19 protein-coding genes are annotated in these 26,086 nt (G+C 29.0%); 18 read left to right on the forward strand and 1 reads right to left on the reverse strand.

Annotation, left to right across the window (positions count from 1 at the left end; translation table 11 throughout):
• Positions 1-18 precede the first annotated feature (18 nt).
• From FDT66_RS13610 to FDT66_RS13695, 18 genes are all read left to right on the forward strand, one after another.
• Positions 19-456 carry an ATP-dependent zinc protease family protein gene (locus FDT66_RS13610; protein WP_138537472.1) on the forward strand — a complete coding sequence of 146 codons (438 nt, stop codon included), beginning with the start codon at positions 19-21 and terminating at the stop codon, positions 454-456.
• Entirely contained in the window at positions 456-1,331 is an 876-nt protein-coding gene (gene rimK, locus FDT66_RS13615) for a 30S ribosomal protein S6--L-glutamate ligase (RefSeq protein WP_138537474.1), read from the forward strand. Before FDT66_RS13610 ends, rimK begins: the two co-directional genes overlap by 1 nt.
• On the forward strand, positions 1,321-2,268 hold the full coding sequence (locus FDT66_RS13620; protein ID WP_138537476.1) for a succinylglutamate desuccinylase/aspartoacylase family protein: 948 nt from the start codon (positions 1,321-1,323) through the stop codon (positions 2,266-2,268). Before rimK ends, FDT66_RS13620 begins: the two co-directional genes overlap by 11 nt.
• A gap of 15 nt (positions 2,269-2,283) precedes the next feature.
• On the forward strand, positions 2,284-3,708 hold the full coding sequence (locus FDT66_RS13625) for an energy transducer TonB (protein WP_138537478.1): 1,425 nt from the start codon (positions 2,284-2,286) through the stop codon (positions 3,706-3,708).
• Between the two features lie 36 nt (positions 3,709-3,744).
• Complete coding sequence (trmD, locus tag FDT66_RS13630) at positions 3,745-4,422, forward strand: tRNA (guanosine(37)-N1)-methyltransferase TrmD (protein WP_138537480.1); 678 nt, start codon at positions 3,745-3,747, stop codon at positions 4,420-4,422.
• Positions 4,415-5,902 (forward strand): glycosyltransferase family 39 protein, encoded by a 1,488-nt coding sequence (locus tag FDT66_RS13635; RefSeq protein WP_138537482.1) that lies wholly within the window; start codon positions 4,415-4,417, stop codon positions 5,900-5,902. Before trmD ends, FDT66_RS13635 begins: the two co-directional genes overlap by 8 nt.
• 112 nt (positions 5,903-6,014) lie before the next feature.
• Positions 6,015-6,365 carry a 50S ribosomal protein L19 gene (rplS, locus tag FDT66_RS13640; RefSeq protein WP_138537484.1) on the forward strand — a complete coding sequence of 117 codons (351 nt, stop codon included), beginning with the start codon at positions 6,015-6,017 and terminating at the stop codon, positions 6,363-6,365.
• Positions 6,366-7,048: 683 nt separating this feature from the next.
• Positions 7,049-9,280, forward strand: a complete 2,232-nt coding sequence (locus tag FDT66_RS13645) for an NADP-dependent isocitrate dehydrogenase (RefSeq protein ID WP_138537486.1) — start codon at positions 7,049-7,051, stop codon at positions 9,278-9,280.
• 83 nt (positions 9,281-9,363) lie between these two features.
• Complete coding sequence (locus tag FDT66_RS13650) at positions 9,364-10,611, forward strand: efflux RND transporter periplasmic adaptor subunit (RefSeq protein ID WP_138537488.1); 1,248 nt, start codon at positions 9,364-9,366, stop codon at positions 10,609-10,611.
• A gap of 7 nt (positions 10,612-10,618) precedes the next feature.
• Complete coding sequence (locus FDT66_RS13655; RefSeq protein ID WP_138537490.1) at positions 10,619-11,992, forward strand: ABC transporter permease; 1,374 nt, start codon at positions 10,619-10,621, stop codon at positions 11,990-11,992.
• A gap of 4 nt (positions 11,993-11,996) precedes the next feature.
• Complete coding sequence (locus tag FDT66_RS13660) at positions 11,997-13,457, forward strand: TolC family protein (RefSeq protein WP_138537492.1); 1,461 nt, start codon at positions 11,997-11,999, stop codon at positions 13,455-13,457.
• Between the two features lie 89 nt (positions 13,458-13,546).
• Complete coding sequence (locus FDT66_RS13665) at positions 13,547-15,925, forward strand: TonB-dependent receptor (RefSeq protein WP_138537494.1); 2,379 nt, start codon at positions 13,547-13,549, stop codon at positions 15,923-15,925.
• Positions 15,926-15,954: 29 nt separating this feature from the next.
• Positions 15,955-16,788 carry a DUF4249 family protein gene (locus FDT66_RS13670; protein ID WP_138537496.1) on the forward strand — a complete coding sequence of 278 codons (834 nt, stop codon included), beginning with the start codon at positions 15,955-15,957 and terminating at the stop codon, positions 16,786-16,788.
• 19 nt (positions 16,789-16,807) lie between these two features.
• A complete protein-coding gene (gene murQ, locus FDT66_RS13675) occupies positions 16,808-17,620 on the forward strand; it encodes an N-acetylmuramic acid 6-phosphate etherase (RefSeq protein ID WP_138537498.1) in 813 nt (270 codons plus the stop codon).
• On the forward strand, positions 17,617-17,871 hold the full coding sequence (locus tag FDT66_RS13680) for a DUF6095 family protein (protein ID WP_138537500.1): 255 nt from the start codon (positions 17,617-17,619) through the stop codon (positions 17,869-17,871). The genes murQ and FDT66_RS13680 overlap by 4 nt, the downstream gene beginning before the upstream one ends.
• Positions 17,872-17,873: 2 nt before the next feature.
• Complete coding sequence (locus tag FDT66_RS13685) at positions 17,874-18,866, forward strand: DUF6695 family protein (protein WP_138537502.1); 993 nt, start codon at positions 17,874-17,876, stop codon at positions 18,864-18,866.
• A gap of 157 nt (positions 18,867-19,023) precedes the next feature.
• Entirely contained in the window at positions 19,024-21,933 is a 2,910-nt protein-coding gene (locus FDT66_RS13690; RefSeq protein WP_138537504.1) for a PEP/pyruvate-binding domain-containing protein, read from the forward strand.
• A 2-nt stretch (positions 21,934-21,935) separates the two neighbouring features.
• Entirely contained in the window at positions 21,936-23,249 is a 1,314-nt protein-coding gene (locus FDT66_RS13695; protein WP_138537506.1) for a serine hydrolase, read from the forward strand.
• On the opposite strand, the gene FDT66_RS13700 is transcribed toward FDT66_RS13695, so the two are convergent.
• Positions 23,246-26,074, reverse strand: coding sequence for an Npt1/Npt2 family nucleotide transporter (locus FDT66_RS13700; protein WP_138537508.1), 2,829 nt, complete (start codon positions 26,072-26,074; stop codon positions 23,246-23,248). The two genes, FDT66_RS13695 and FDT66_RS13700, sit on opposite strands and share 4 nt — an antisense overlap.
• Positions 26,075-26,086: the final 12 nt, after the last annotated feature.

Raw genomic sequence — 26,086 nt, forward strand, 5'->3', positions numbered from 1 at the left:
CCACTTAAAGTATTTTTAATGAAATTAACTATTGGTCGATCAGATAAGGCAGATTTTCCTGAATTATCTCTTTCTGAAATTGATGTAAAAATAGATTCTGGTGCATACACCTCTTCTATACACTGCTCTGACATTAAGGAAATTGCTGTGAATGGAGAACCTTTTATTCAGTTTACATTATTAGATCCAGAGCATCCTTTTTATAATAATAAGGAGTTTACATTTAAAAACTATGCTTCAAAAATTGTAAAAAGCTCAAATGGTATTGCCGAAAAACGTTTTATGATTCATACAGAAATTGTAATTTTTAATAAAACGTTTCCTATTTATTTGACTTTAAGCGAGCGAAAAGACATGAAATTCCCTGTTTTGTTAGGGAGAAAATTTTTGAATAAAAAATTTGTGATAGATACTGTAAAGAAAAATTTATCCCATAAATTAAAAAATAAAAACTAATGAGAATTGTAATTTTATCTAGAAATCCAAAACTATATTCAACAAGAAGGTTGGTGGAAGCTGCACAAAAGAGGAAACATGAAGTAATAGTCGTGGATCATTTAAAATGCAATATCGAAATTGAAAAAAGATCTCCAAAAATATTTTATAAAGGAGAATATTTAGAAAATGTAGACGCTATTATTCCAAGAATTGGTGCTTCTGTAACATTCTATGGAACCGCAGTAATTCGTCAATTCGAAATGATGAAGGTTTTTACAGCAGTTTCTTCACAAGCATTAACTAGGTCGAGAGATAAATTAAGTAGTTTACAAATTTTAGCCAGAGCTGGTGTAGGTTTGCCAAAAACGGTTTTTACAAATTACACAAAAGATGTAGAACACGTTATAGATTCTGTTGGCGGTACTCCATTAGTTTTAAAGTTATTAGAAGGTACCCAAGGTTTAGGAGTTGTTTTAGCAGAAACCCAAAACGCAGCCACTTCTGTTTTAGAAGCTTTTAATGGATTAGGAGCAAGAGTAATTGCACAAGAATTTATTAAAGAAGCTGGTGGAGCAGATATTAGAGCATTTGTAGTAGACGGAAAAGTAATTGGCGCTATGAAACGTCAAGGAAAAGAAGGTGAATTTCGTTCTAATTTACATAGAGGTGGAAACGCAAATATTATTGAATTAACTGATGAAGAGGAAAGAACTGCGCTGAAGGCTACAAAAGCAATGGGTTTAGGTGTAGCTGGTGTTGATATGCTACAATCATCTAAAGGACCTTTGGTTTTAGAGGTAAATTCTTCTCCTGGTTTAGAAGGAATTGAAGTTGCCACTGGAAAAAATATCGCAAAAGAAATTATCCGTTATTTAGAATTACATGTCGAGTAAACCTTTTATTCTTTTAGGAAAAACAATTCCAGAAGGAAAACGAACTGTATTAGACTTAGAAGTTGCCAAATTACACACAAGAACTACTGTAAAAGTTCCTGTGATTGTAGAGCGTTCCTCAAATCCTGGTCCTGTAGTTTTATTATTAGCAGGTATTCATGGTGATGAAACAAATGGAGTTGGTATTATAAGAGAAATTATAAATTTAGAATTAAACAAACCTAAAAACGGAACCATTATTTGTATTCCTGTTTTTAATATTTTTGGCTACTTAATCCAAACGAGAGAATTTCCTGACGGACGTGATTTGAATAGAATGTTTCCAGGAACTTTAAATGGTTCTTTAGCAAGCCAATTTGCATACCAATTTTCCGAAAAAATAGCTCCAATTGTAGATTATGTAATTGATTTTCATACGGGTGGTGGCGAACGTGATAACATTGCACAAATAAGATGCAATAAAAATGATGAAAAAGGCTTAGAACTTGCAAAAGTTTTTAACCCTCCAATAATTGTATATTCCAATAATATTGTAAAATCTCTAAGAGAAACTTTACATAAAATGGGTAAAACTGTGCTACTTTTTGAAGGCGGAAAATCAAAAGAATTAAATCCAACAATTATAAACGAAGGTGTTAACGGTACAAAAAATGTACTAATTCACTTAGGCTTAATTGAAGGTAATATTACAGTAAGAGAAACACCAATTTTTGTAAAAAAAGCAAAATGGTTAAGGGCACAACATTCTGGAATGTTTAAAATTAGGGTTGCAAACGGAAGTTTCGTAAAGAAAAGAGAGGTTTTAGGCGTTATACAAGATCCTTTTGGCGACTTTAAAAAGAAAATTTATGCGCCTTTTGATTGTCATATATTTTGCATCAATAAAACGCCAATCGTAAACAAAGGTGATGCTTTGTTTCATATTAGTTTAGAATAATAAAAGTTATTTGTAATGAAAATAAAATTGACACTTATTGTTTTATTAATACTTTCAATTGAAGGTTTTTCTCAAAAAAATAATTTCGATTATTTAAAAAATTCTAATCCCAATCAAAAAAACGAATTATCCCTTCATTTCAGAAATGCGATTCCTTTTAGGTTATTAAAAAATATTAAATATCCTAGAGCAACGTATACACTAAATGTATTTTTTTATGTAAATAAATTAGGGGAAGCTTATGATATAAGTACAAGTTTTAAAGTAAATAAAGAACTTGGCGATACAATTAAAAAAGCGCTTTTAGATTTTCCTTTAGAAAAGTTAAATCTCGGAGAATTAGACAGTAAAAAGAGATATTCTTTTCAAATTATTGCAAGCACAGTTGATTTTGAAAATATTATTTACTGTAGTTCAATTGTAATTTCTGAAACACTCCCCGTATGTAAAGCTTGCGAAGATTTAGAGTACTACCAAGACATTAAAAGCTGTATAAATTTAGAAATTAATAATTATTTTAATCAAAATATAGATTCTTCTGAAGTTAAAATAGTAAAAAAGGAAACAAAAAGTTTAAAGGCAAAATTAAAAATCAATAAAAAAGGTAAGTTAATTCTTTTAAAAGGTAAGAATTCAGAGTTATTTTTAGAAGCTACGAGTAGTTTTCCTCTTTTTGATAGTCCTGCCAAAATAAATGGAAAACCAATTGTATATAATTATACTTTTTATCCATCCACTAGTAAAAAAAATATTTTTTTAAATACTGATGTTAATTCTGATTTTAAAACAAATCCAACAAATAAATTTACAAAATTTATAACAGAAAAATTAGATTCAAAATATATAAAAAACTCTGGACTGAACAGAATTAATAAGAACATATATTTAAATTTTGAAATTAATAAAATTGGAGAACCATTTAATATTAAAACTAATGCTCGTTCTTATAGTTTAGAAAAAAAAATCATTGAAATTTTTAAAGAATACCTAAATACAGAATTTAAAATCGAAGAGATAAACACTTTAGCTAATTATTTTACAACTATTTTGTCCTATAAAAATGGTAAAACCATAGTAGAAACTTTCAATAAATTTGGCAAAGAAACTACCCCTATATTTCCAGGGTGTGGACAATCTAAAAGTATTTCAGATGCAAAAAAATGTTTTAGTAGGGGTGTACAACGTCATTTTACAAGGAATTTTGATTCAAAATTACCCAAAAGACTTCGTTTATCTCCTGGTAGAAAAAGAATTTTCATAAGTTTTAAAGTTAATAAAGCAGGAGAAATAGAAGACATAAAAGCTAAAGCTTCTCATCCAGAAATTGTAGATGAAGTAATAAAAGTAATAAAAAGATTACCCAAAGTAAAACCTGGTTTACAAAAGAACAAGCCTGTTAGTGTAAAATACTCCATGCCTTTTATAATAATAGTGCAATAAAAATACTATTTTTAATCAAAAACATACATTTGCAAAATGCGAATAGATATCATTTCAGTAGCGCCAGATTTATTAGAAAGTCCGTTTAATCATTCTATTGTAAAACGAGCTAAAGAAAAAGGTTTAGCAGAAATTATAATTCATGATTTACGTGAATACGGTTTGGGAAACTACAAACAAATTGATGATACACAATTTGGTGGTGGTGCAGGTATGGTTTTAATGATTGAACCCATAGCAAATTGTATTAAAAAATTACAATCAGAAAGAGTTTATGACGAAATTATTTACATGACTCCAGATGCAAAAACATTAAATCAATCAACTGCAAACACCCTTTCTTTAAAAGAAAATATTCTTATTTTAACAGGTCATTACAAAGGTGTGGATCAAAGAATTAGAGATATATTTATTACCAAGGAAATTTCCATTGGCGATTATGTTTTAACAGGTGGCGAATTAGCAGCAGCTGTTTTGGTAGATGCTATTGTACGATTAATTCCTGGTGTTATTGGCGATGAACAATCTGCGCTAACAGATTCTTTTCAAGACAATTTATTATCACCACCAGTTTATACAAGACCTTCCGATTTTGAAGGCAACAAAGTTCCAGATATTCTATTATCAGGAAATTTTCCTAAAATTGATGAATGGAGAAGTGAAAAAGCATACGAAAGAACAAAAATTATAAGACCAGATTTATTAGATGAGTAGTGTTGAAAAAATAACATCTTATTTTAAAAAAAACAAAGCAATTAGTTGGGTTTTAGCCTTTCAATTATTTAGGTTCATTCTTTTACCATTTATGGGCTTAATGCCACAAGATGCTTATTATCATTTATACGGTCAAAATTTATCACTTTCTTATTTTGATCATCCAGGAATGATTGGTTACATTTTAAGAATATTTACAGATACTTTTGGGCAAACTGTTTTTGTAGTAAAATTTGCTGATTTTGTAATTACTTCTGCCACAATACTTAGTTTTTACAAACTTGCAAGTTATTTTTTATCAAAAACAAAACAACAAAAAGCTTTGTTGTTATTTGCATCCACCATTTTTGTTTCCATACTTTCTTTTAATTCAACACCAGATGTACCTTTATTGTTATTCTGGACATTGAGTTTAGTTTGCTTATACAAAGCAATTTTCGAAGAAAAAAAATGGTATTGGGTTTTAGGTGGAGTTGCTATGGGACTAGCTTTTAACAGCAAGTACACAGCTATTTTATTACAATTTGGTTTATTGGCTTTTTTAATATTTTCAAATAAGTATAGGAAATTATTACTTTCTCCTTGGGTTTGGATATCTATTATCATTTCTGCTGCAGTTACATTTCCTGTTTGGTATTGGAATTATCAAAATGAATTTGCGTCGTTTGCTTTTCAATCTTCTGCAAGAACAAGCTCAATTAGTAAGTTCGAAATCTCGCCTAAAAATTTCTTTGGTGCAATTGGTCATCAACTATTTTTATTATTGCCTATTTTATTTTTAGTGATTATCACATTCACTTATAAATATATCAAAAGAGCCTTGTTAAAGTTTAAAATTCCGCAAGCAAAAACCTTATTTTTATTAGCTTTTTTTGTTCCCACTTTTGTTGGCTTTTTTGCCCTCACTCCTATTTACTGGGTAAAATTAAATTGGATGATGCCTTCTTACATCACTGGAATTATAATTGCAGGAATGTTTATCAATAAGAAATTATTAAAATTACAACTGATATTTTCCATTGTATTTCACGTACTGTTTAGTTTACAAATTCTTTTCTACTTAGTTCCAATTAAAAGTGATGATACTTGGGTGGGCTGGAAAGAATTGGCCATAGAAACTGAAGATTTACAAGAAAAATACCCAAATACATTTGTTTTTTCTGACGATAACTATAAAACAGCTGCCTGCTTAAACTTTTTTATGGATGATAAAGTGTACGCACAAAATATTATAGGCTTGCCAGCTTTACATTTTGATTATTTGGGTGACGATTTATATACTTTAAAAGGAAAAAATGCCCTTTTTATAGATTCAGACAAGCGTTTTAAAAATAAAAATAAGTTAGGTGAAATAAATCCGCTATTAACAAAGTACTTTAAAAATGTAACTGAATTAGAGCCAATTATCATAAAAGTAAATGGAAAAGAACAAAGAAAATTCTGGATTTTCTATTGTACTGACTATCAACCTAAAAAATAATTTTCTTTTAGTTTTATCAATTAAAAAAAAGTACTACTTTTGCAACCGCTAAATTAACCTCTGACGAAGAAATCGTGAATGTTGTTTTACAAAACTAATTAAATTAAAAGATATGGAATCTTTAATAAAGTTTGTTCAAGACGAATTTGTAACAAAAAAAGAATTTGCAGAATTTGCAGCAGGTGATACAATTACTGTGTATTACGAAATTAAGGAAGGCGAAAAAGTAAGAACTCAGTTTTTTAGAGGAGTTGTTATTCAAAGAAGAGGAACTGGTCTTTCAGAAACTTTTACAATCAGAAAAATGTCTGGTACTGTAGGTGTAGAAAGAATTTTTCCTGTAAACTTACCTTCTATTCAAAAAATTGAAGTAAACAAAAAAGGTAAAGTACGTAGAGCACGTATCTTTTACTTTAGAGGTCTTACTGGTAAAAAAGCTAGAATTACCGAAAAAAGAAGATAATCTTTTTTCAAATAAAAGTAATAAAAAGCGTTGTGATTCTCACAACGCTTTTTTTAGTTAACAAATGTTCATAACCATAGTTAATATCATGTTGATTATTAAATAGTTAAAAAACATGTAAGTTTCCTGAAAAAGAATATATTTACTGTATAATTTACAAGTTAAACTTATTAGTCTTTATAAACTAAAAAGAAATTAGAGGTAAATTTATAAAGTAACGTTCTTTATTATATTGTTTCATTTTCTGTTAAAAAGATGTACAACCTTAAAAAAGTTTTCTTTTTAAAAACTAAAATGGTAACAATAAAAACATCAAAAAAATTTAATAAAGCTGTATGCTATTATTAAACTTAGATGTTTTAAAACTGAAATAGCAGATGGTAATTTCTTGCTAAAAGAAATATAAAACATTTGTTTTATTTAATTTTTGTTCAAAAACAAAAATTAGTACACAAAACTATTTCAAAGAAGCCATATCAAAACAATCTATTTGTTTGGTATGGCTTTTATTTTTAACTTCTACGAAATCGATTTCAAAAATTATCAAAAATGCAATAAAACCTATTAATTAATAGCATTTTACCATTAAAAAAACCAACTAAAATTCTTAAATTTGCTCGCTTTCAAAAAATGAGTTTCATTTGGAAAGTTTTTATTTATCCAATTACATAAAAAATAATTACATGAGCAAAATAGCTAAAATAGTATATACAAAAACAGATGAAGCACCTGCTTTGGCAACTCGTTCTTTTTTACCAATTGTAAAGGCTTTTACAAAATCATCTAATATTGAGGTAGAAGTGAAAGACATTTCTTTAGCGGCAAGAATTTTAGCAAATTTTTCAGAATACTTAGAAGACAACCAAAAAGTTGAAGATGCTTTAGCTACCTTAGGTGAATTAGCCAAATTACCTACTACAAATATTATAAAACTACCTAACATTAGTGCTTCAGTACCGCAATTAAAAGAAGCAATTGCTGAATTGCAAGAAAAAGGTTTTGCAATTCCAAATTATCCTGAAGAAATAAAAACTGACGAAGATAAAGCTGTTTTAGCTTTGTATAATAAAGTAAAAGGTTCTGCAGTAAACCCAGTTTTACGTGAAGGAAATTCTGACAGAAGAGCTCCAAAAGCAGTTAAAAACTACGCAAGAAAAAATCCGCATTCAATGGGTGCTTGGTTATCAAGTTCAAAAACACATGTTGCTACAATGTCTGAGGGTGATTTTGCTCATAATGAAAAATCTGCCACTTTAAAAAATGCAACAACTATTTCTATTGAGCACGTTGCGAAAAATGGAACTAAAACGATATTAAAAGAAAATTTAAATATTTTAAAAGGTGAAATTATTGACGCTACAGTAATGAGCAAAAAAGCGTTAATAGCCTTTTTAGAAGAGCAATATGAAGATGCTTTAGATAAAAATGTGTTGTTTTCTCTTCACATGAAAGCAACAATGATGAAGGTAAGTGACCCTATTATTTTTGGTCATGCAGTTCGTGTTTACTTTAGTGATTTATTTAAAAAACATGGCAAAACATTTCAAAAAATTGGTATTGACGTAAACAATGGTTTAGGTAACCTATTGAGTAAGTTAAGTGAATTACCAAAAGAAAAACGTGACGAAATCAGAAATGACATTAGATATGCTATAGATCATGGACCTGAATTAGCAATGGTAAATTCAGATAAAGGAATTACAAATTTACATGTTCCTTCAGATGTAATTATTGATGCTTCTATGCCAGCTATGATTAGAACTTCTGGTAAAATGTGGAATGCTGATGGAAAATTACAAGATACAAAAGCTATCATTCCAGACAGCTCTTACGCTGGAATTTACACTGCTACTATAGATTTTTGTAAAAAACATGGTGCTTTTGACCCTACAACAATGGGTACTGTGCCAAACGTTGGCTTAATGGCTCAAAAGGCAGAAGAATATGGTTCTCACGATAAAACTTTTGAAATTGAAAAAAATGGAAAGGTAGTTGTAAAAGATGCTGCTGGAAAAGTTTTAATGGAACATGAAGTGGAAACTGGTGATATTTGGAGAATGTGTCAAACAAAAGACGCTCCAATTCAAGACTGGGTTAAATTAGCTGTAACAAGAGCTAGAGCATCACAAACTCCTGCTGTTTTTTGGTTAGATAAAAACAGAGCACATGATGCAGAAATTATTAAAAAAGTAAAGGTTTACTTAAATGACCATGATACTTCTAACTTAGACATTAGAATTTTATCCCCAATAAAAGCTACCGAGTTTACCTTAAAAAGAATCATTAAAGGTGAAGACACCATTTCTGTTTCTGGTAACGTTTTACGTGATTATTTAACAGATTTATTTCCTATTTTAGAAGTTGGTACATCTGCAAAAATGCTATCTATTGTACCTTTAATGAATGGTGGTGGTTTATTTGAAACTGGTGCAGGTGGTTCTGCTCCAAAGCACGTAGATCAATTTTTAGAAGAAAACCATTTACGTTGGGATTCTTTAGGAGAGTTTTTAGCTTTGGCAGTTTCTTTAGAACATTTAGGTACTACAAATAACAACACAAAAGCTTTAGTTTTATCTGAAACTTTAGATGATGCTACAGATAAGTTTTTAGATAATGATAAATCTCCTTCAAGAAAAGTAGGTGAATTAGATAATAGAGGAAGTCATTTTTATTTAGCTTTATACTGGGCTAAAGAATTAGCTAACCAAACAAAAGATGCTGAACTGAGCAAAGAGTTTGGTAAAATATATAATGAATTAGCTAAAAATGAAACTAAAATCATTGCTCAATTAAATGAAATTCAAGGAAATAGTGTTGACATCCAAGGATATTACCAACCAAATGATGTTTTAGCAGATAATGCAATGAGACCAAATGCTATTTTTAATAATATTTTAAGTTTGTTAAATGTTTAAACTTTATAAAGATATTAACATTAAGAGTGCTTTTTAAGCACTCTTTTTTTTTAGATTTGTTTTTTTCAACCTAATCACTTCGTATGTCAAAAAAACGTATTGCAATTATCGCTGTAGCTTCAGTTATAATTATTTATTTAGCTTACAACTACTTTTCACCAACTTCAGAAGATTCTTTATACCTAACAGCAAAAGTACAAAAAGGCAATTTTGTTAGTGAAGTAATAACCTCTGGTGAAGCACAATCTACAAGTTCAAAAGAAATTAAAGGTCCAGATAACCTTCGTAAATTCAGATTAAGAGATATTAAAATACAAGATTTAGTTCCAGAAGGTACTTTGGTTAAAAAAGGAGATTATGTAGGTAGATTAGATCCTACAGATGTTAACGAGCAAATTATTGACGCTAAATTAAAACTAGAAGCAGCACAATCAAAATACACGCAACAACAATTAGACACTACATTAACTTTAAAGCAAGAAAGAAATGCTATAAAAGATTTAAGGTTTAGTATGGAGCAAACTAGCTTAGAGTTAAAACAATCTATATACGAACCACCAGCAACCATTAAATCGTTAGAAATTAAGTTAGAAAAATCTGAAAGAGATTTAAGTGAAAAACTAGAAAACTACAATATTAAAAAGCGTCAAGCAAATGCTAAAATGATTGAAGTTGGAACAGAAGTATCAAAAATAAGAAATGAATTAAATGATTTAACAGCTTTATTAAATTCCTTCACAATTTATTCAGATTCTAATGGTATGGTAACGTATGCAAGAAATTGGGATGGAAGTAAGAAAAAAGTAGGATCAACTATAAGTCCTTGGGAACCATCAATTGCAAGTTTGCCAGATTTAACAAAAATGGAATCAAAAACGTATGCAAACGAAGTAGATATTAGAAAAATAAAAAAAGGATTGCCTGTAAGAGTTGGTTTTGATGCGTTTCCTGATGTAGAATTAGATGGTATTGTAACAGATGTTGCAAATGTAGGTGAGAAAAAAAGAGGATCAGACATTAAGGTTTTTCAAGTATTAATTCAACTTACAGAAAATGATGAAAATGTAAGACCAGGAATGACAACCTCTAATAGAATTTTAACCTTCGAAGAAAAAGAAACTTTAAGCATTCCATTAGAAGCTGTTTTCTCTAAAGACTCATTAACATATGTGTACACAAAAACAGGCTTTTCTGTAGCTAAAAAAGAAGTAAAAATTGGCGAATCTAATAATGTTTCTGTTATTGTTACTGATGGCTTAACTGAAAACGATGTAGTTTACTTAAACAAACCAGAAGGCTATGAAACAGCCAAAATAGCAAAATTAAACTAGTTTTTTTATGTTCAACAAAATATACATAGAAAAACTAAAATCTAATTTTAGTGAGGCTGTTCGCGTTATTTCTTCAAATAAAATAAGAACTTTATTAACTTCCTTAGGAATAATTTTTGGAGTTGCTGCTGTAATTACCATGCTTGCCATTGGTAATGGTGCTGAAAAAGAAATTTTAGCCCAATTAGAATTAGTTGGTGTAAACAATATTGTAATTACCCCAATACCTGATGAAAAAGACGACAATTCTTCTGATGAAGAGTCTGAAGATGGTACAACAGAATCTAGACGTTTCTCAAAAGGTTTAGATATGTTAGACGCAAATAACATTGCTAAAAACATACCTTCTGTAAAAAGAGTTAGTCCAGAAATTATTTTAGAAACTTATGTAATTAAAAAAGGGCGACAAAACTCCGTAAAATTAATTGGTGTTTCAGACGAATATTTTGAAACCTCTAACATTGCTATTGAAAGTGGAAGAAACTTTTCTAGAGCACAGTCTGAAGGAGCTTTACCTGTTTGTATTATTGGAAAAAAAATAGAAAAAAAATTATTTACTGGAGAAAGCGCTGTTGGTAAAAACATCAAAGTAAAAGATGTTTGGCTAGAAGTTATTGGAGTAATTGAAGAAAAATTTATTTCTGATACCGCACAAGAAAACTTAGGAATTAGAGATATGAATCAAGATATTTATATTCCTATAAAAACATTTTTGGTACGCTATAAAGACCGTAAAATTATTTCAGACAAATCTATGGATACTGGAGGTGGGGTAGTATTTTTTAGTGGCCAACAACAAGGACCTAAAAAAAGAATACCAAGAGGTAATTACCATCAAATAGATAAATTAGTGGTTCAGGTAAATAACTCTGCCGAATTAAATGCAACTGCAGATGTTTTAAGTAGGATGTTAAAAAGAAGTCATAACGATATGTTAGATTTTGAAATATCTATTCCTATTCAATTATTAAAACAACAACAAAAAACAAAACAAATTTTTAATATCGTTTTAAGTATTATTGCTGGTATTTCTCTATTAATTGGTGGTATTGGTATAATGAATATTATGTTGGCATCTGTGTTAGAAAGAACCAAAGAAATTGGTATTATTAGAGCAATTGGTGCAACTCAAGAAGATGTAATTCTTCAGTTTTTAACAGAATCTGTTTTAGTTAGTATTGGTGGTGGAATTATTGGAATTGCGCTGGGTATTTTATCCTCCTATATTTTAGAAATTACTACCGGAATTGAAACCATATTATCATTAAGTTCTATATTATTATCCTTTTTTGTTGCCACATTAATTGGATTAATATTTGGAATTGCACCTGCAAAATCTGCTGCAAATAAAAGCCCAATTGAGGCAATTAGACACGAATAAAATTATGAAAAATATTATATTATTTCTTTGTATTCTTATATCTGGAATTACAGTTGGGCAAGAAAAATTTATCACTTTAGAAGAAGCTATTGAAATTGCGAAAAAAAAATCACCCGATTACAAAACTTTATTAAACCAAAATCAATCTAGCTATTGGAGGTTTAGAAGGTACAAAGCAAGTTTTTTACCTCAACTTAGATTAGATGCAACTTTACCAAGATATTCTAACTCTGTAAACAGACTTACAAATGATAATGGACAAGATATTTTCGTTCGTTCCAATCAATCTAGAGTTGATGGAGAACTTTCTTTAAATCAAAATGTATCATTTACTGGTGGTACTTTATCCTTTAGCTCACAACTAGAACGTGTAGATATTTTTGGCGATAATGGCGCAACAAGATTTGCTGTTATTCCATTTTCTATTAACTACAGGCAAAACTCTTTACTTTTTAATGAATTTAAATGGGACAGAAAAATTGAGCCATTAGTTTACGAAGAAGCAAAAAGACAATTTATAGAAAGTATGGAACAAATATCTTTAAACACAGCAAGAAGATATTTTTCACTTTTAAAAGCACAAATGCAATCAAAAATTGCTTTAACAAACTTATCAAATCAAGATACCTTATTTCAAATTTCAAAAGGTAGATTTAAAATGGGTAAAATTGCAGAAAACGATTTGTTACAAATGGAACTATCTGTATTAAATTCTCAAAATACAGTTACCACAAATGAAATCGATTTAAAAAGAAGCTCTCAAAACCTTGCAAGATATTTAGAGTTAGATACAGAAAACTTAGTGCTAAATATTCCAAAAGAACTTACCACATTTACTGTTACCGTAGAAAAAGCATTGGAAGAAGCAAAATCTAACAGAAAAGCGGTTATAGAGTTTCGTAGAAAACGTTTAGAAGCAGAAAAAAGAGTGGCAGAAGTTAGAGGAAACAACCGCTTACAATTAAGTTTAAACGCAAACTTTGGTATTTCACAACAAGGAGATGTTTTTGACGATCTTTTTCAAAACTATAACCAGCAACAAAATGTAACAGTTTCTTTAGGAATACCAATATTAGATTGGGGTGTTTCTAAATCTAGAAGAAAATTGGCAGAAGCAGATAAAGACTTAATATTTAACAATGTAGATCAAGATGAGCTAGAGTTTGAACAAGAAATTTACTTACACACTTTAAATTGGCAAAACCAACGTAATTTTTTAAAAACTGCTAAAAAAGCTCAAGAAATAGCTACAAAAAGATTTGAAATCACAAAAAAACGATTTGTTTTAGGTAAAATTACAATTACAGATTTAAACTTAGCATTAACTGAAAAAGACAGATCTGTATTACAATATTTGAATTCTTTAGAAAAATTTTGGGTAGATTATTATACCTTAAGAAGATTAACTTTGTATGATTTTATCAAAAACAAAAAAATTGAAGTAGAAGATATCACTTACGATTAATTATAAATACAAACTTCTTTTTAACGTTTATTTATCATTTTTCTATCGTACTTTTGTTGAAATTATTCCAAAAATAATTAGACAAAAAAATGCTACATTTCAAAAAAATATTCTTCATATTTTTTCTTTGTTCTTTCAGTTTACTCAGTCAAGAAAAAATAACATTAAGTGGTACAGTTTACGATAACATTAATAACGAAACACTAATTGGAGTATCCATTTATTTTCCTGAATTAAACGCTGGTACAACTACGAACGAATACGGTTTTTATTCTATTACCATACCAAAAGGTAACTACAAAATCCAAATTAGTTATTTAGGCTACACAACCATACAGGAAACAATAAACTTAGTAGAAAAAACAACTAAAAATTTCAATTTAATTGAAGAAACAGAAAGTTTAAATGAAATTATTATAGAAAGTAATATCGAAAAACTAAACATTCGCACACCACAAATGAGTGTGAATAAACTTACTGCTGCAACTATAAAACAAATTCCTGTTGTTTTAGGTGAAGCAGATATTATTAAATCGCTTATTCTTTTACCAGGAGTTACAAGTGCTGGAGAAGGCGCTTCTGGATTTAACGTTAGAGGTGGTGCAGCAGATCAAAACTTAATTTTATTAGACGAAGCAATCGTTTTTAATTCTTCTCATTTATTTGGATTTTTCTCAGTTTTTAATCCAGACGTAATTAAAGATGTACAACTTTACAAAGGCGGTATTCCTGCAAAATACGGTGGCAGATTGTCATCCGTTTTAGATATTTATCAAAAAGAAGGGAACAGTAAAAGTTTCAATGCTACTGGAGGAATAGGCTTGGTTTCTAGCAGACTATTATTAGAAGGTCCTTTAGAAAAAGAAAAAAGTTCATTTTTAATTGGAGGAAGAGCATCATATGCACATTTATTTTTACCACTGTTTGATAATGACAACAAAGCATACTTTTACGATTTAAACAGTAAAGTAAATTATCGTTTCAATGATAAAAACAACGTATTTCTTTCTACTTATTTCGGTAAAGATGTTTTTGGAATTAACGATAGCTTTGTAAACTCTTATGGAAATACAGTAGTAAATTTACGTTGGAATCATCTTTTTTCCGACAAATTATTTTCCAATCTTTCTTTAATTTATTCCGATTATTTCTATGGCCTAATCTTAGATTTTGTTGGTTTCGAATGGGATTCAGGAATTACCAACTTCAATTTTAAATACGATTTTAAACATTATTTAAATGAAAAATTAAAATTAAGCTATGGAGTAAACAATATTTACATAAAGTTTAACCCGGGAGAAATTATTCCGAATAGAGATGATTCTGGAATTGTTGCCGAAAAATTAATTGATAAATATGCAAATGAATTTGCAGCGTATGTAGAAGCTGAGCATAAAATTAGCGACAAACTTACTTTACAATACGGAGTTCGTTTTAGCAACTTTCTAAGATTAGGGCAAGATGAATTAAACACCTATCAAAATGATCAAGCTGTTATTTATAATGATGAATTTAAAAAATATGAATCTGCAACACCAACAGGTACAGAAAGTTTTAAAAGAAGTGATGTAATTTCTAGCTTTAGCAATTTTGAGCCTCGTTTTTCAATGTCTTACATATTAGATGATAACACATCTATAAAAGCAAGTTATAATAGAATGGCACAATATCTACACTTGCTTTCAAACACAGCCTCTCCTACTCCATTAGATGTTTGGACGCCAAGTGGAAAATATGTACAACCACAGTTATTAGATCAGTTTGCTGTTGGATATTTTAAATCAATTAAAGAAGGTGATTATTCTTTGGAAACTGAAGCGTTTTACAAAGACATAAAAAATAGAATAGATTATATAAATGGAGCCAATTTAATTGCAAATAACGAAATAGAAACTGTTATTTTAAACGGAAAAGCAAGGGCCTATGGTTTAGAAGTTTTATTCAAAAAAAACGAAGGAAATTTTAAAGGATGGCTTGCATATACATTGTCAAGATCAGAACAATTAACAGCCGGAAGAAATGCAAATGAACCTGGTATAAATCAAGGAAATTGGTACAGCACACCTTTTGATAAAACACACGATTTTTCTATAAATGCGAGTTACGAATTAAACGAAAAATGGACGTTTAACAGCAATTTCGTATTTCAAACTGGGCAACCAACCAATTATCCTGTTGGGCAATATGAAGTACAAGGTTTAAATGTGCCTATTTACGATGATAATCGTAGAAATGCAGACAGACTTCCTGCATATCATAGGTTAGATATTTCTGCAACGTTAACTCCAGAAAAAAATAAAAACAGAAAATGGCAAGGAGAATGGGTTTTCGGAATCTACAATTTATATGGAAGACAAAATGCAGCTTCTTTGGCATTTAGGCAAAATAATGAAACCTTTAGAAATGAAGCTATACAGACATCCATTTTTGGCATTGTACCTTCTGTAACTTATAATTTTAAATTTTAAACCTCACTAAGGTTTTAAGTATAACTCTTATGAAAAATATAAAAATAATTTTCGTTTTCTTAACACTTCTTTTCGCTAGTTGCGAAAAAGTAGTAGATATAGATGTTCCAACAATTCCGCCAAAACTAATTATAGATGCTTCTTTTGAAGTATTTTTTGACGAAAATCCAGTAACTGCAAATAATGTTGTAAAATTAAAATTATCTGCTGATTATTTTGATGAAACAATTCCTGTTGTTACAAATGCTACAGTATTTCTAACAAATTTAAGTGATAACACAGTTATTAATTTTACTGATGTAAACTTAGATGGTAATTACGAACCAACTTCAAGTTTTATTCCTGAAGATAATATCACCTATGAATTAACAGTAATTCATGATAATCAGACTTATAAAGGAAAAGCTACGAAAGTAAAATCTACACCATTAACAAGTGTAGTTCAAGGCGATAAAACCTTATTTTCTGGAGAAGAAACAGAACTAAAAGTAGATTTTACAGATGATGGAACTGTAGAAAACCATTATCTTTTCGATTTTACTCAAAACATTTATTTAGCGTTAGAAGATCGTTATTTTAATGGCTCTGATTATAATTTCTCTTACTTTTATCAAGAAGATGAAATAGAACTACCCACAAATGTAACCATAAAAATGACGGGGATTTCTAAAGAGTATTATACTTATTTCCGAGTTTTAATAGATCAAAGTGGGCAAAATGCTGGAGGTCCATTTCAATCTGTACCCTCTTCACTTTTGGGTAATATGATAAATACAACCAATGAAGAAAATTTCCCTTTAGGATATTTTCATATTGGAGAATCAGATACTTTTTCTTTAGACTTAGTTGAAAAAAACAACTAGAAAATAGTATTTTTGATGTATGACATTCATAAAAACTACAGAACAAGATTCAAAATACAATCATTTAGAAAAAATGACGGTAAAAGAAATTTTGTTCCACATAAACAATGAAGATAAAACAGTTCCTTTAGCTGTTGAAAAAGCATTGCCACAAATAGAAAAACTAACTACTCAAATTGTTCAAAAACTAAAAAATGGTGGAAGACTTTTTTATATAGGTGCTGGAACTTCTGGTAGATTGGGTATTTTAGATGCTTCTGAATGTCCACCAACTTTTGGTGTTCCTCATGAATTGGTTGTTGGTTTAATTGCTGGTGGAGATATTGCCATTAGAAAAGCTGTAGAAAATGCTGAAGATTCTAAAAACCAAGGTTGGTTAGATTTGCAAACACATAATGTTTCAGAAAAAGATGTTGTGGTTGGTATTGCAGCTTCTGGAACAACACCTTACGTTATTGCAGCCTTAGAAAAGTGCAACGAAAATAACATCATTACAGGTTGTATAACCTGCAATAAAAACAGCCCTTTATCTGTAGTTTCTCAATTTCCTATTGAAGTAGTTGTAGGATCTGAATTTGTAACAGGAAGTTCAAGAATGAAGGCAGGAACTGCTCAAAAATTAGTTTTAAACATGCTTTCTACTACAACCATGATTCAACTTGGAAAAGTAAAAGGTAATAAAATGGTAGACATGCAATTGTCTAACAACAAATTGGTAGAAAGAGGTGAAAAAATGTTAGTTAAAGAGCTAAATATAGACCAAGCTACTGCTGCTACACTTTTAAAAAAGTATGGAAACGTAAGAAACTCTATTATAAATTACAAAAAATGAGTACAAATGTAAATTTATTAGGTAAAGGTTTAAAATATTTAGCTATTTTAATATTTTTATTTATTGCTTCTCCAATAACTTTAACCATGGGTTTTAAAGCATTAAATAAGTTTGAAAATACTGACAATGCATATATTTCTTATGTCCTAATTTCTGTTGCAGTTTGCTTAATTATTTTTACGATTTACTTTGCTTTTAAAACATTTAAAATACTTTTAGCTGCTTTGTTTGACAATTCATCAACAAAATAAAAATGCCAACTTCAAACGGAATAATTATCATTTTATCTTATCCAGATACCGTTGTAAGACCTGCTTATTGGGAAAAATTGAGTGCTTTTTGGCCAAAAATTGGTATTGGTGGCAAACACGCAGTACAAGCTGGTCATGCAGCATTATTGTTACTTAAAAAAAATGATGCTGTTATTAATTATTTTGATTTTGGAAGATACATTACCTCTTACGGAAATGGACGAGTTCGTTCAAAAGAAACAGATCCAGAATTAGCCATTTCTATTGCTGCCAAATTTGAAAAAAATCAATTAAAAAATCTTTCAGAAATTTTATTGTGGATAGAAAATCATCCAGAAAAAACTCATGGAGATGGCAGGTTGGTTGCAAGTATAAATGAAGAAATTAATTTTGAAAAAGCAGCGCTATTCATACACCAATTAATTGAAAAAAAGGAAATTCCTTATGGAGCTTTTTTAAAAAATGGGAGTAACTGCGCACGTTTTGTAACAGATACAATTATTGCATCTTCTGAAAATAAAAAAATCAAAAACGCCTTAAAAACCTCTAATTTATTTACTCCAAGTCCTATTGGAAACGTAATAAAAGGCAATTCTACAGATAAAATATATGAAGTTTTTAAACAAAAAATAAAACAATACAAAAACAGGTCTGTAATCAAAGAATATAGAGCGTCTTTTTTAAACAAGTTTGAAGGTTCACCTGATTTAAAAGGAACAGAAATGCCTAACATAGAGGTTTTTCAACCAAAAAACGGAACGTGGTTAGGAGGTATAGGAAGTGGTGCTTGGTTTAAAATTGAAAGAAAAATTTCTGACAAAAAATATAAAATTGCAAGATATACCTCAGATGGTATAAAAGACTTTGAAAATGATTTTTTAATTGATAATGAAGCTTTTAATCATGAAAAAGAACATCAATTTATACACCCCACAAATTGTATTGAAATTTACATTCAGCAAAATAATATCATTTATTCTTCAAAAGTTAATTAGTTTTTATTCATAAAAAACTTTTAAGAAGTTCTTTTTAACTAAAAGATTACACTACTAAAAAAACTTTAACTCAAATAATTTTATTCTTAGTGCAATTGCATGATAATCTATTAAATATCAATTTAAAAGAATAAATTTGTGTAACCAAAAAAAGACTATGAAAAAAACTACTTTACTATACAGCATTTGCCTACTACTTTTCACAACAACAATTACTGCCCAAAAAAAATCAAACAACAGTATAAAAGAGCTTATAGAATCTTATAAAAAAGATATTAGAGGTCCTTATTATAGAATTAAATGGTTTTGTAAAGATGGCTCTGTAAGAGATGCCAAAGATCCTTGTCCAGATTCTATTGGAGGTGGAATTCAGCATGCAAGTTTTAAACAATCTGCCTTAGATTTAAGAAAAACAAATCATTTATTTTTTGGTGAAATATTGGCAAGTGTAAACACAACCGATTTTTTAGATGAAAAAAATAATTATAGCAGATTAAAACAATATCAAATCGGACAATATTTAGCAAGTGTAGATGATGGATGGGTTTTAAGAAAAGGACAATTTTATAGAGGTGCTATACAATCTGAAGACGAAGAAACTTGGGGTAAAAACTTTTTTGAAACTGTTTTAAAAGACGATAGCTTTTTAAATAAAAATTATTATTTAATAAGACAAGCTTTAAAAGATATTCCTCATAATGGCGATTCTAACATAGCACAATCAATGCGAATTGAATCTAAAATTTTAGCAGAGGAAATTCCTGATTTTATGGATATTAGAATTAAAATTCATGGTAATCCACAAAAATCTGATATTTATTTGGTGCAAAACTATGTGAAGAAGAATGCCTCTAACATATCAACAAAACAAAAGAAAGCGTTTGACAAACTTATAGCTACTATGAATGAGTTTTATGCTCCTTTAAATTATAATACAATTGCGAAAGAACTAAGTAAAATAAAAAAAGAAAATACTGTTTTTGATTTTGTAAAGAGTTTTATAGAAGAAGACAAAACCAATTTTACAGCAAAAGAATACGTTTTAAAAATTACTGATGTTTTAGATTTATTAAGATACAATATTGCACTTTTTGAAAGTAGTAAAGACCGCTTGAAGCTTTTAGACTTAACAAATCAATTAGAAAAAATTTTATTAATAGAAACTCAAAATTGGAACCCAGAAACATTAGAAGAAACCATTTTAAAAACACAAACATTAACTTGCGCATCTTATGCAACAGGTCTTGTAGAGGCTTGGGAGTTTGATATTATAAAGCCAACATTTTCTTACACCTTAAAAAATGACGAAACTACTTTAGGCGAATTGAACAGTTTGGTGGCAAACGCAAGAAGAATTGTAGAGTGGAGCACATCTTTAGTAAAAGCAAATTATGAAGAAAATGTAAATGAATACGCTGCATTTGAATCTTTAGCATATGGTTTTATTGATGACAGAATTCGAAACTCTATTACTCTAAATTTAGGAGAAACTGTAAGCAAACTAAACAATTTTGCTGCTAAAGTTTCCGAAGTAAATAATAACGTAATGAGTATTAGTAACCAAGGTGCAATTAGAGGATTAAATCCTGGATATGCATTTGGTAAACTAATTGTAGTTTCAGGAAACCCAGATGATGTGGAAGTAAATACCAACAATATTTATATTTTTCAAAAACCACCTTCAGATTTAAAACCTGTTGCTGGAATTATGACTGTTTCTGAAGGGAATTTAGTTTCTCACGTACAATTATTAGCTCGAAATTTAGGAATTCCAAACGCAGCTTTGTCTAGTGAAAACTTAAACTCGTTAGAAGAATTTAACAATCAAAATGTTTTTTATGCAGTTTCAAATAAGGGAAATGTTATTTTAAAGTTAGAAAACGACATGACAAATGAAGAACGTGAACTGTTTGATAAAAAAGAAAGAACAAATAACATGATTACAGTTCCAACTGATAAACTAAAGTTAGATGTTTCTAAAATCATAAATATGAGAGATGTAAAAGCAACAGACTCTGGTATTTTATGTGGTCCAAAAGCGGCAAATTTAGGAGAGTTAAAAAATCTTTTTCCAAGCAAAGTTGTAGAAGGTATCATTATTCCTTTCGGAATTTTTAAAACGCATATGAATAAAGAAATGCCTGGTAAAAACATGAGTTATTGGGAGTTTTTAAATGCAACTTTCGAAAAATCCAAAGAACTAAAAAATGAAAATACTTCAAGTGACGAAATAGAAACATTTTTAATTTCTTCATTAAAAGAATTACATACAGCTATTTTAAACATCAATTTAGATGATAGTTTCACAAGCGATTTAAAAGAAAGTTTTAAAAATGTATTAGGTGATGAAATTGGTAATGTACCTGTTTTTTTAAGAAGTGACACCAATATGGAAGATTTGAAAGAATTTACTGGAGCTGGTTTAAACTTAACACTTTTTAATATTTTAGAAGAAGAAAAAATTACTCAAGGAATCAAGCAAGTTTGGGCTTCTGCATATACCGAAAGAAGTTTTAAATGGCGTCAAAAATATTTATTAAATCCAGAAAACGTATATCCTTCAATTTTAATCATACCAAGTGTAGATGTAGATTATTCTGGTGTGATGATTACAAAAGGAATTAATGAAGGTTCTGAAAACGATTTAACAGTTGCCTTTAGTAGAGGTGCTGGAGGTGCTGTAGATGGACAATCTGCAGAAACAAGATTAATAACTGCTGAGGGAAGTTTCTTGCTAAGTCCTGCAAGGCAACCAGATTATATTCGCTTACCTGCAACTGGAAGTACAAAAAAATATTACACAACTTTTAACAGGCCTATTTTAAATAATAAAAATATAAACGATATTAGAGAATTAGCTTCAGAAATCAGAGAAAAAATTGGAGGTACATCTACTGAAGAACCACATGCTTATGACGTAGAATTTGGTTTTAAAGATGATAAATTATGGCTTTTTCAAATAAGACCTTTTGTAGAAAACAAACAAGCAAAAAGCTCTGATTATTTGAACTCAATTGCACCAAACGTAGATATTAATACAACCATTAAACTAACTGAAAAAATATAACTATGAAAATAAAATATATAATTTTAACCATTTTAGTAGTAGCCTCATTAGGTTTTATAAAATACCCAATAGATGGTTACGAAACTACTGGAATCAAGCGTTTGTATCAACTTAGAAAAATGCAATTAGATAGTGTAAAATACACTAGAATACCTGCAGGAGCTTACAAAAAATTAGCTGATATAAAATTAAATCTTTTAGAAAGAAGTGATGACAGTGTTCAAGATTTATTAATAACTGATAAAGATTTTGAAAAAAAATTAAAAAGAATTATTCCTTCAGGTGCTTATTCTTTAGCAGCTATGGATATGACAAATCCTAATAAGTTAAGATACGCAGAACATAGAGAAAATGTTGGTTATCAACCAGGAAGTGTAGGTAAAATTGCAGTGCTTTTAGCTGTTTTTGATCAATTAGAAAAACTTTGTCCAGATTCTTGGGAAGATAGAGCTGGTTATTTAAAAAATATTAAAGTAACTTCTAGATATTGGGGTACAGGTGATCACCACACCATACCTGTTTATGATATCGAAAAAGATAAACTAACCAAAAGAAGAGTAATTGCTAGCGATGAGTTTTCATTATATGAATGGCTAGATCATATGGTTTCTGTTAGTAATAATGGTGCAGCAAGTGTAATGTATAGAGAAGCAATGTTAATGGCAGCTTTCGGACAAGATTATTTCTTTTTAGATGCAGAAAAAGCTGAAAAGTATTTTAAAGAAACTTCAAGAGACTCTTTAACAAACCTTGCAAACACTGTAGTTAATGAACCTCTAAGGAAATTAGGAATCGAAGAAAATGAGTGGAAATTAGGTGGTATGTTTACAAGAGGTCCTGAAAAGTATGTAGGCAGAAAAGGAGGAAGTATTGGAACTCCAAAAGGTTTAATGAAGTTTTTGGTTAAATTAGAACAAGGGAATGTAGTAGACAAAGAGTCTAGTTTAGAAATGAAAAGATTGCTTTATTTAACAGACAGAAGAATTAGATATGCAAAATCTCCAAGACTGGATAGTGCAGCTGTATATTTTAAATCTGGTAGTTATTACAAATGCGACAGAGTTAAAAATCCAGATTGTGCAAGTTATGCTGGTAACGTTTTTAACTTTATGAATTCTGTTATTATTGTAGAGCACCCAAATGGATTGAAATATATTGTTTGTTTAATGTCTAACGTTTTAAATAAAAATTCTGCTGGTGCACATATGTATTTGGCTAGTAAAATTGATGATATTATTGATGAAGCTAATGTTTCTAAAAAACCTATCATTAAAGAAGAAGAATATAAAGCTGACAAGGATGAAAGTGACAATTAATTCTTAGAAAAACCCATAAAATTATTATAAGTATCGCTGGCAAGTTTTTTTACCTTTTTGCTGCGATACTTTTTTATTGGTAATAAAACAGGAATGTAATTTTTATTTTTTGAAGCTGCAATCAACTCAACAATTAAAAAACGTAGGTGACTGCCTCCCATTCTCATTATTTTTTCTAAATACTTTTTCTCTGTTAGCAAACTCAATTCTATTATAGGTGAATTGTAATGCTTATCGTCAACTACATAATACTCTACAATTGGTAATACTTTTGTTTTTACCTCTGCTTGTAACAAGTTATCTAAAAATTCTAAAGAATTAATTTTAGCTTCTTTAATTTCACTTTTTATGCCCACAAAAGTCATGTTAATATCTTCTTCATTATAAAGCATACTTAAAAGTTTAAATAAGCTTTCTAATGTGTTTTCTAACTCATGTTCTAATGCAGTTATTAAATTTTTTCTGGCTTCATAAATTTGTTGCTCTGCAGAAGATTTTTCATCAACTAACTCCTCATTAATAACATGTTGTATAGAGGTTATAATTTCTAAAATATTACGATAATAATTAGACTCTCTAACAATTTGATTTTTTATTAATTTTCTGGTAATTAACAAATTAGAACTTTTCTTTTTTAATTTTGCTAAGGAGTTTGATGCTGCTAAACGCGTAACACTGTTTTTATTTTTTAATAAACGAATTAAAATTTTAACGGCATTTTCGTTATTAAAAGATTCTATAATTTTAGGAACATATTTTTTAATATTTCCTTTAATGTCATCTTCTTTATCAAGTTTTAAAATACTATCAATAATTTTTGGCCCATAGCTTTTTAAAGCCTTTATGGCTCTTTTTCTATGTTTTTTCTTAGCAGTTAAATTTAATAAATCTTCAATAAAAAGTTCATCAGATGTAATACCTGCAGCAATTGTAGCAAATTTTACTATATAGCTTTTTCTGTTAGATAAGTTTTCCTGAATGTAATGATAATGGGTTACCATTCTCGCATTTGCAATGCTTATTAACAAGCCCGCAATTACTTCTTTTCTTACGGTATTTTCTTCTGCCTTAAACAGATGAATTTTATTGTTTAACCTATCTTTTAAATTATACTTTAATCCTAAAATTGAGTTTCTGGAATTTTGTTTAGCCAAAGCCATTAAAGCTCCGTTTGCAATATATTCGTTTTCGTGATCTAAATATTTTACAAAAAAGGAATCTTCATTTATGTGAGAGTTTTCTAAAATATACTCTAAGGCAACATATACTAACGTATCATCTTTCTCATAAACTAAAGGTTTAATGTTGTTTAAAATTGAAGTATCTTCAATATTGTGTAAAAAATCAATAGCTTGTATTTTTACTTTATTAGATGGGTGTTTTAAAAGTTTTATGACTGATTTTTGAAATATTTTTGAATTAAAATCATTTAACCTTGAAATTACTTCTAAAATAGATTCTTCTTTGCCACTTTCTAAAATTCTTTTTATGTGTGTTATAGAATTTTCTTTATTCGCTTTTTTATCGTCATTTTCAGACAATAACGTTTTTTGGATATTTTTTTTAAAAGAATTGAAATAAGCTTCTCGCAAACGATAAATGAGTACAATCCAAATAAAAACGAAAAGTAAAATAATTACAGTAATGTAAGTGGTTTCTAAATCTAATCGTTTTATTAAAAATATTAATAAAAAACCTGCAATACCTGTAGCTATACTATCTACAGCAACATCTATATAAGATTTTGCTTGATTTTTTATCAGAATTGGAATAGGCATAATAGACAATTCTACAGATGCTTTATTTATAGATTGTTTAAAACTACCATCTATACCTTTAATTAATACTAAAACCCATAATTCAGGAAAAGTTAAAAATAATAAACTACCTAAACCAATAGCTAAAGGTAAAATTAACAATGTTGATGATACACCTAATTTTGTAAGAATTTTATTTGTTAAAAACAATTGAATTGTTAAAGCTACAACGTTAAATGTCGAAAACCAAAATCCAAAAAAGGCAGCTAAATCATCAGAGTTAGGAATGGCTTTGTGAGCAAAGTCGCTAAATTGAAAATCTACTAATTTGGCAACAATAACTCCAATTCCTGTAATAAATGCAATGTACGTAAGGTGTTTTGAATTTGCTATTAATTTTATAGACGAGCTTTCTAAAGTATCTTGTTTTGCAATTACTTGCTTTCTTTTAAAAGTGTTTAAATATTTAATTCTTAATTCATATACTTTTTTTATGATAGGAATACAACCTAATAAAAGTATTGCTGCAATAAAAATTGCAGCTTCAGTACCAAAATTAGATGCAATAATACTTGTTAAATAACCTCCAAAAATACCACCTGCTATGGCTCCTGCTCCTATAAATCCAAAAATTCTTTTGGCTTCTCTTGCGTTAAAAACCATGTTGGCGAAAATCCAAAATTGTGAAGTAGCAATGACAGCAAATAATGAAATAAAAACATAATAAAAGTACAGTAGCCAATTACTAGTTAAAGAAAATTTTAAAATAATACTTAACCCTAAAAAAGCCAAACTAAATATTACCAGAGAAATAATTGCTACTTTAACTAGCGACAATTTTCTAATAGCTCTGTTATAAAAATAAGATGTAGATACCGCAACAAATGCAACTAACAAGTAGCCAAAAGGTAAGTTATCTGCCCCTAATTTAGATACAAATAATGCGTTTACAGTTGGTTTTACTATTAATAAAACTGTAATTACAATAAAAATGTATAGTTGCATTAAAAAAGAGATGTATATTTCACCATCTCTTAATCCGAATGTTTTACTTAGTATCTTTTTCACTTTTTATAGTTC

Source organism: Polaribacter aestuariivivens (assembly GCF_005885675.1).
Classification (GTDB): Bacteria; Bacteroidota; Bacteroidia; order Flavobacteriales; family Flavobacteriaceae; genus Polaribacter; species Polaribacter aestuariivivens.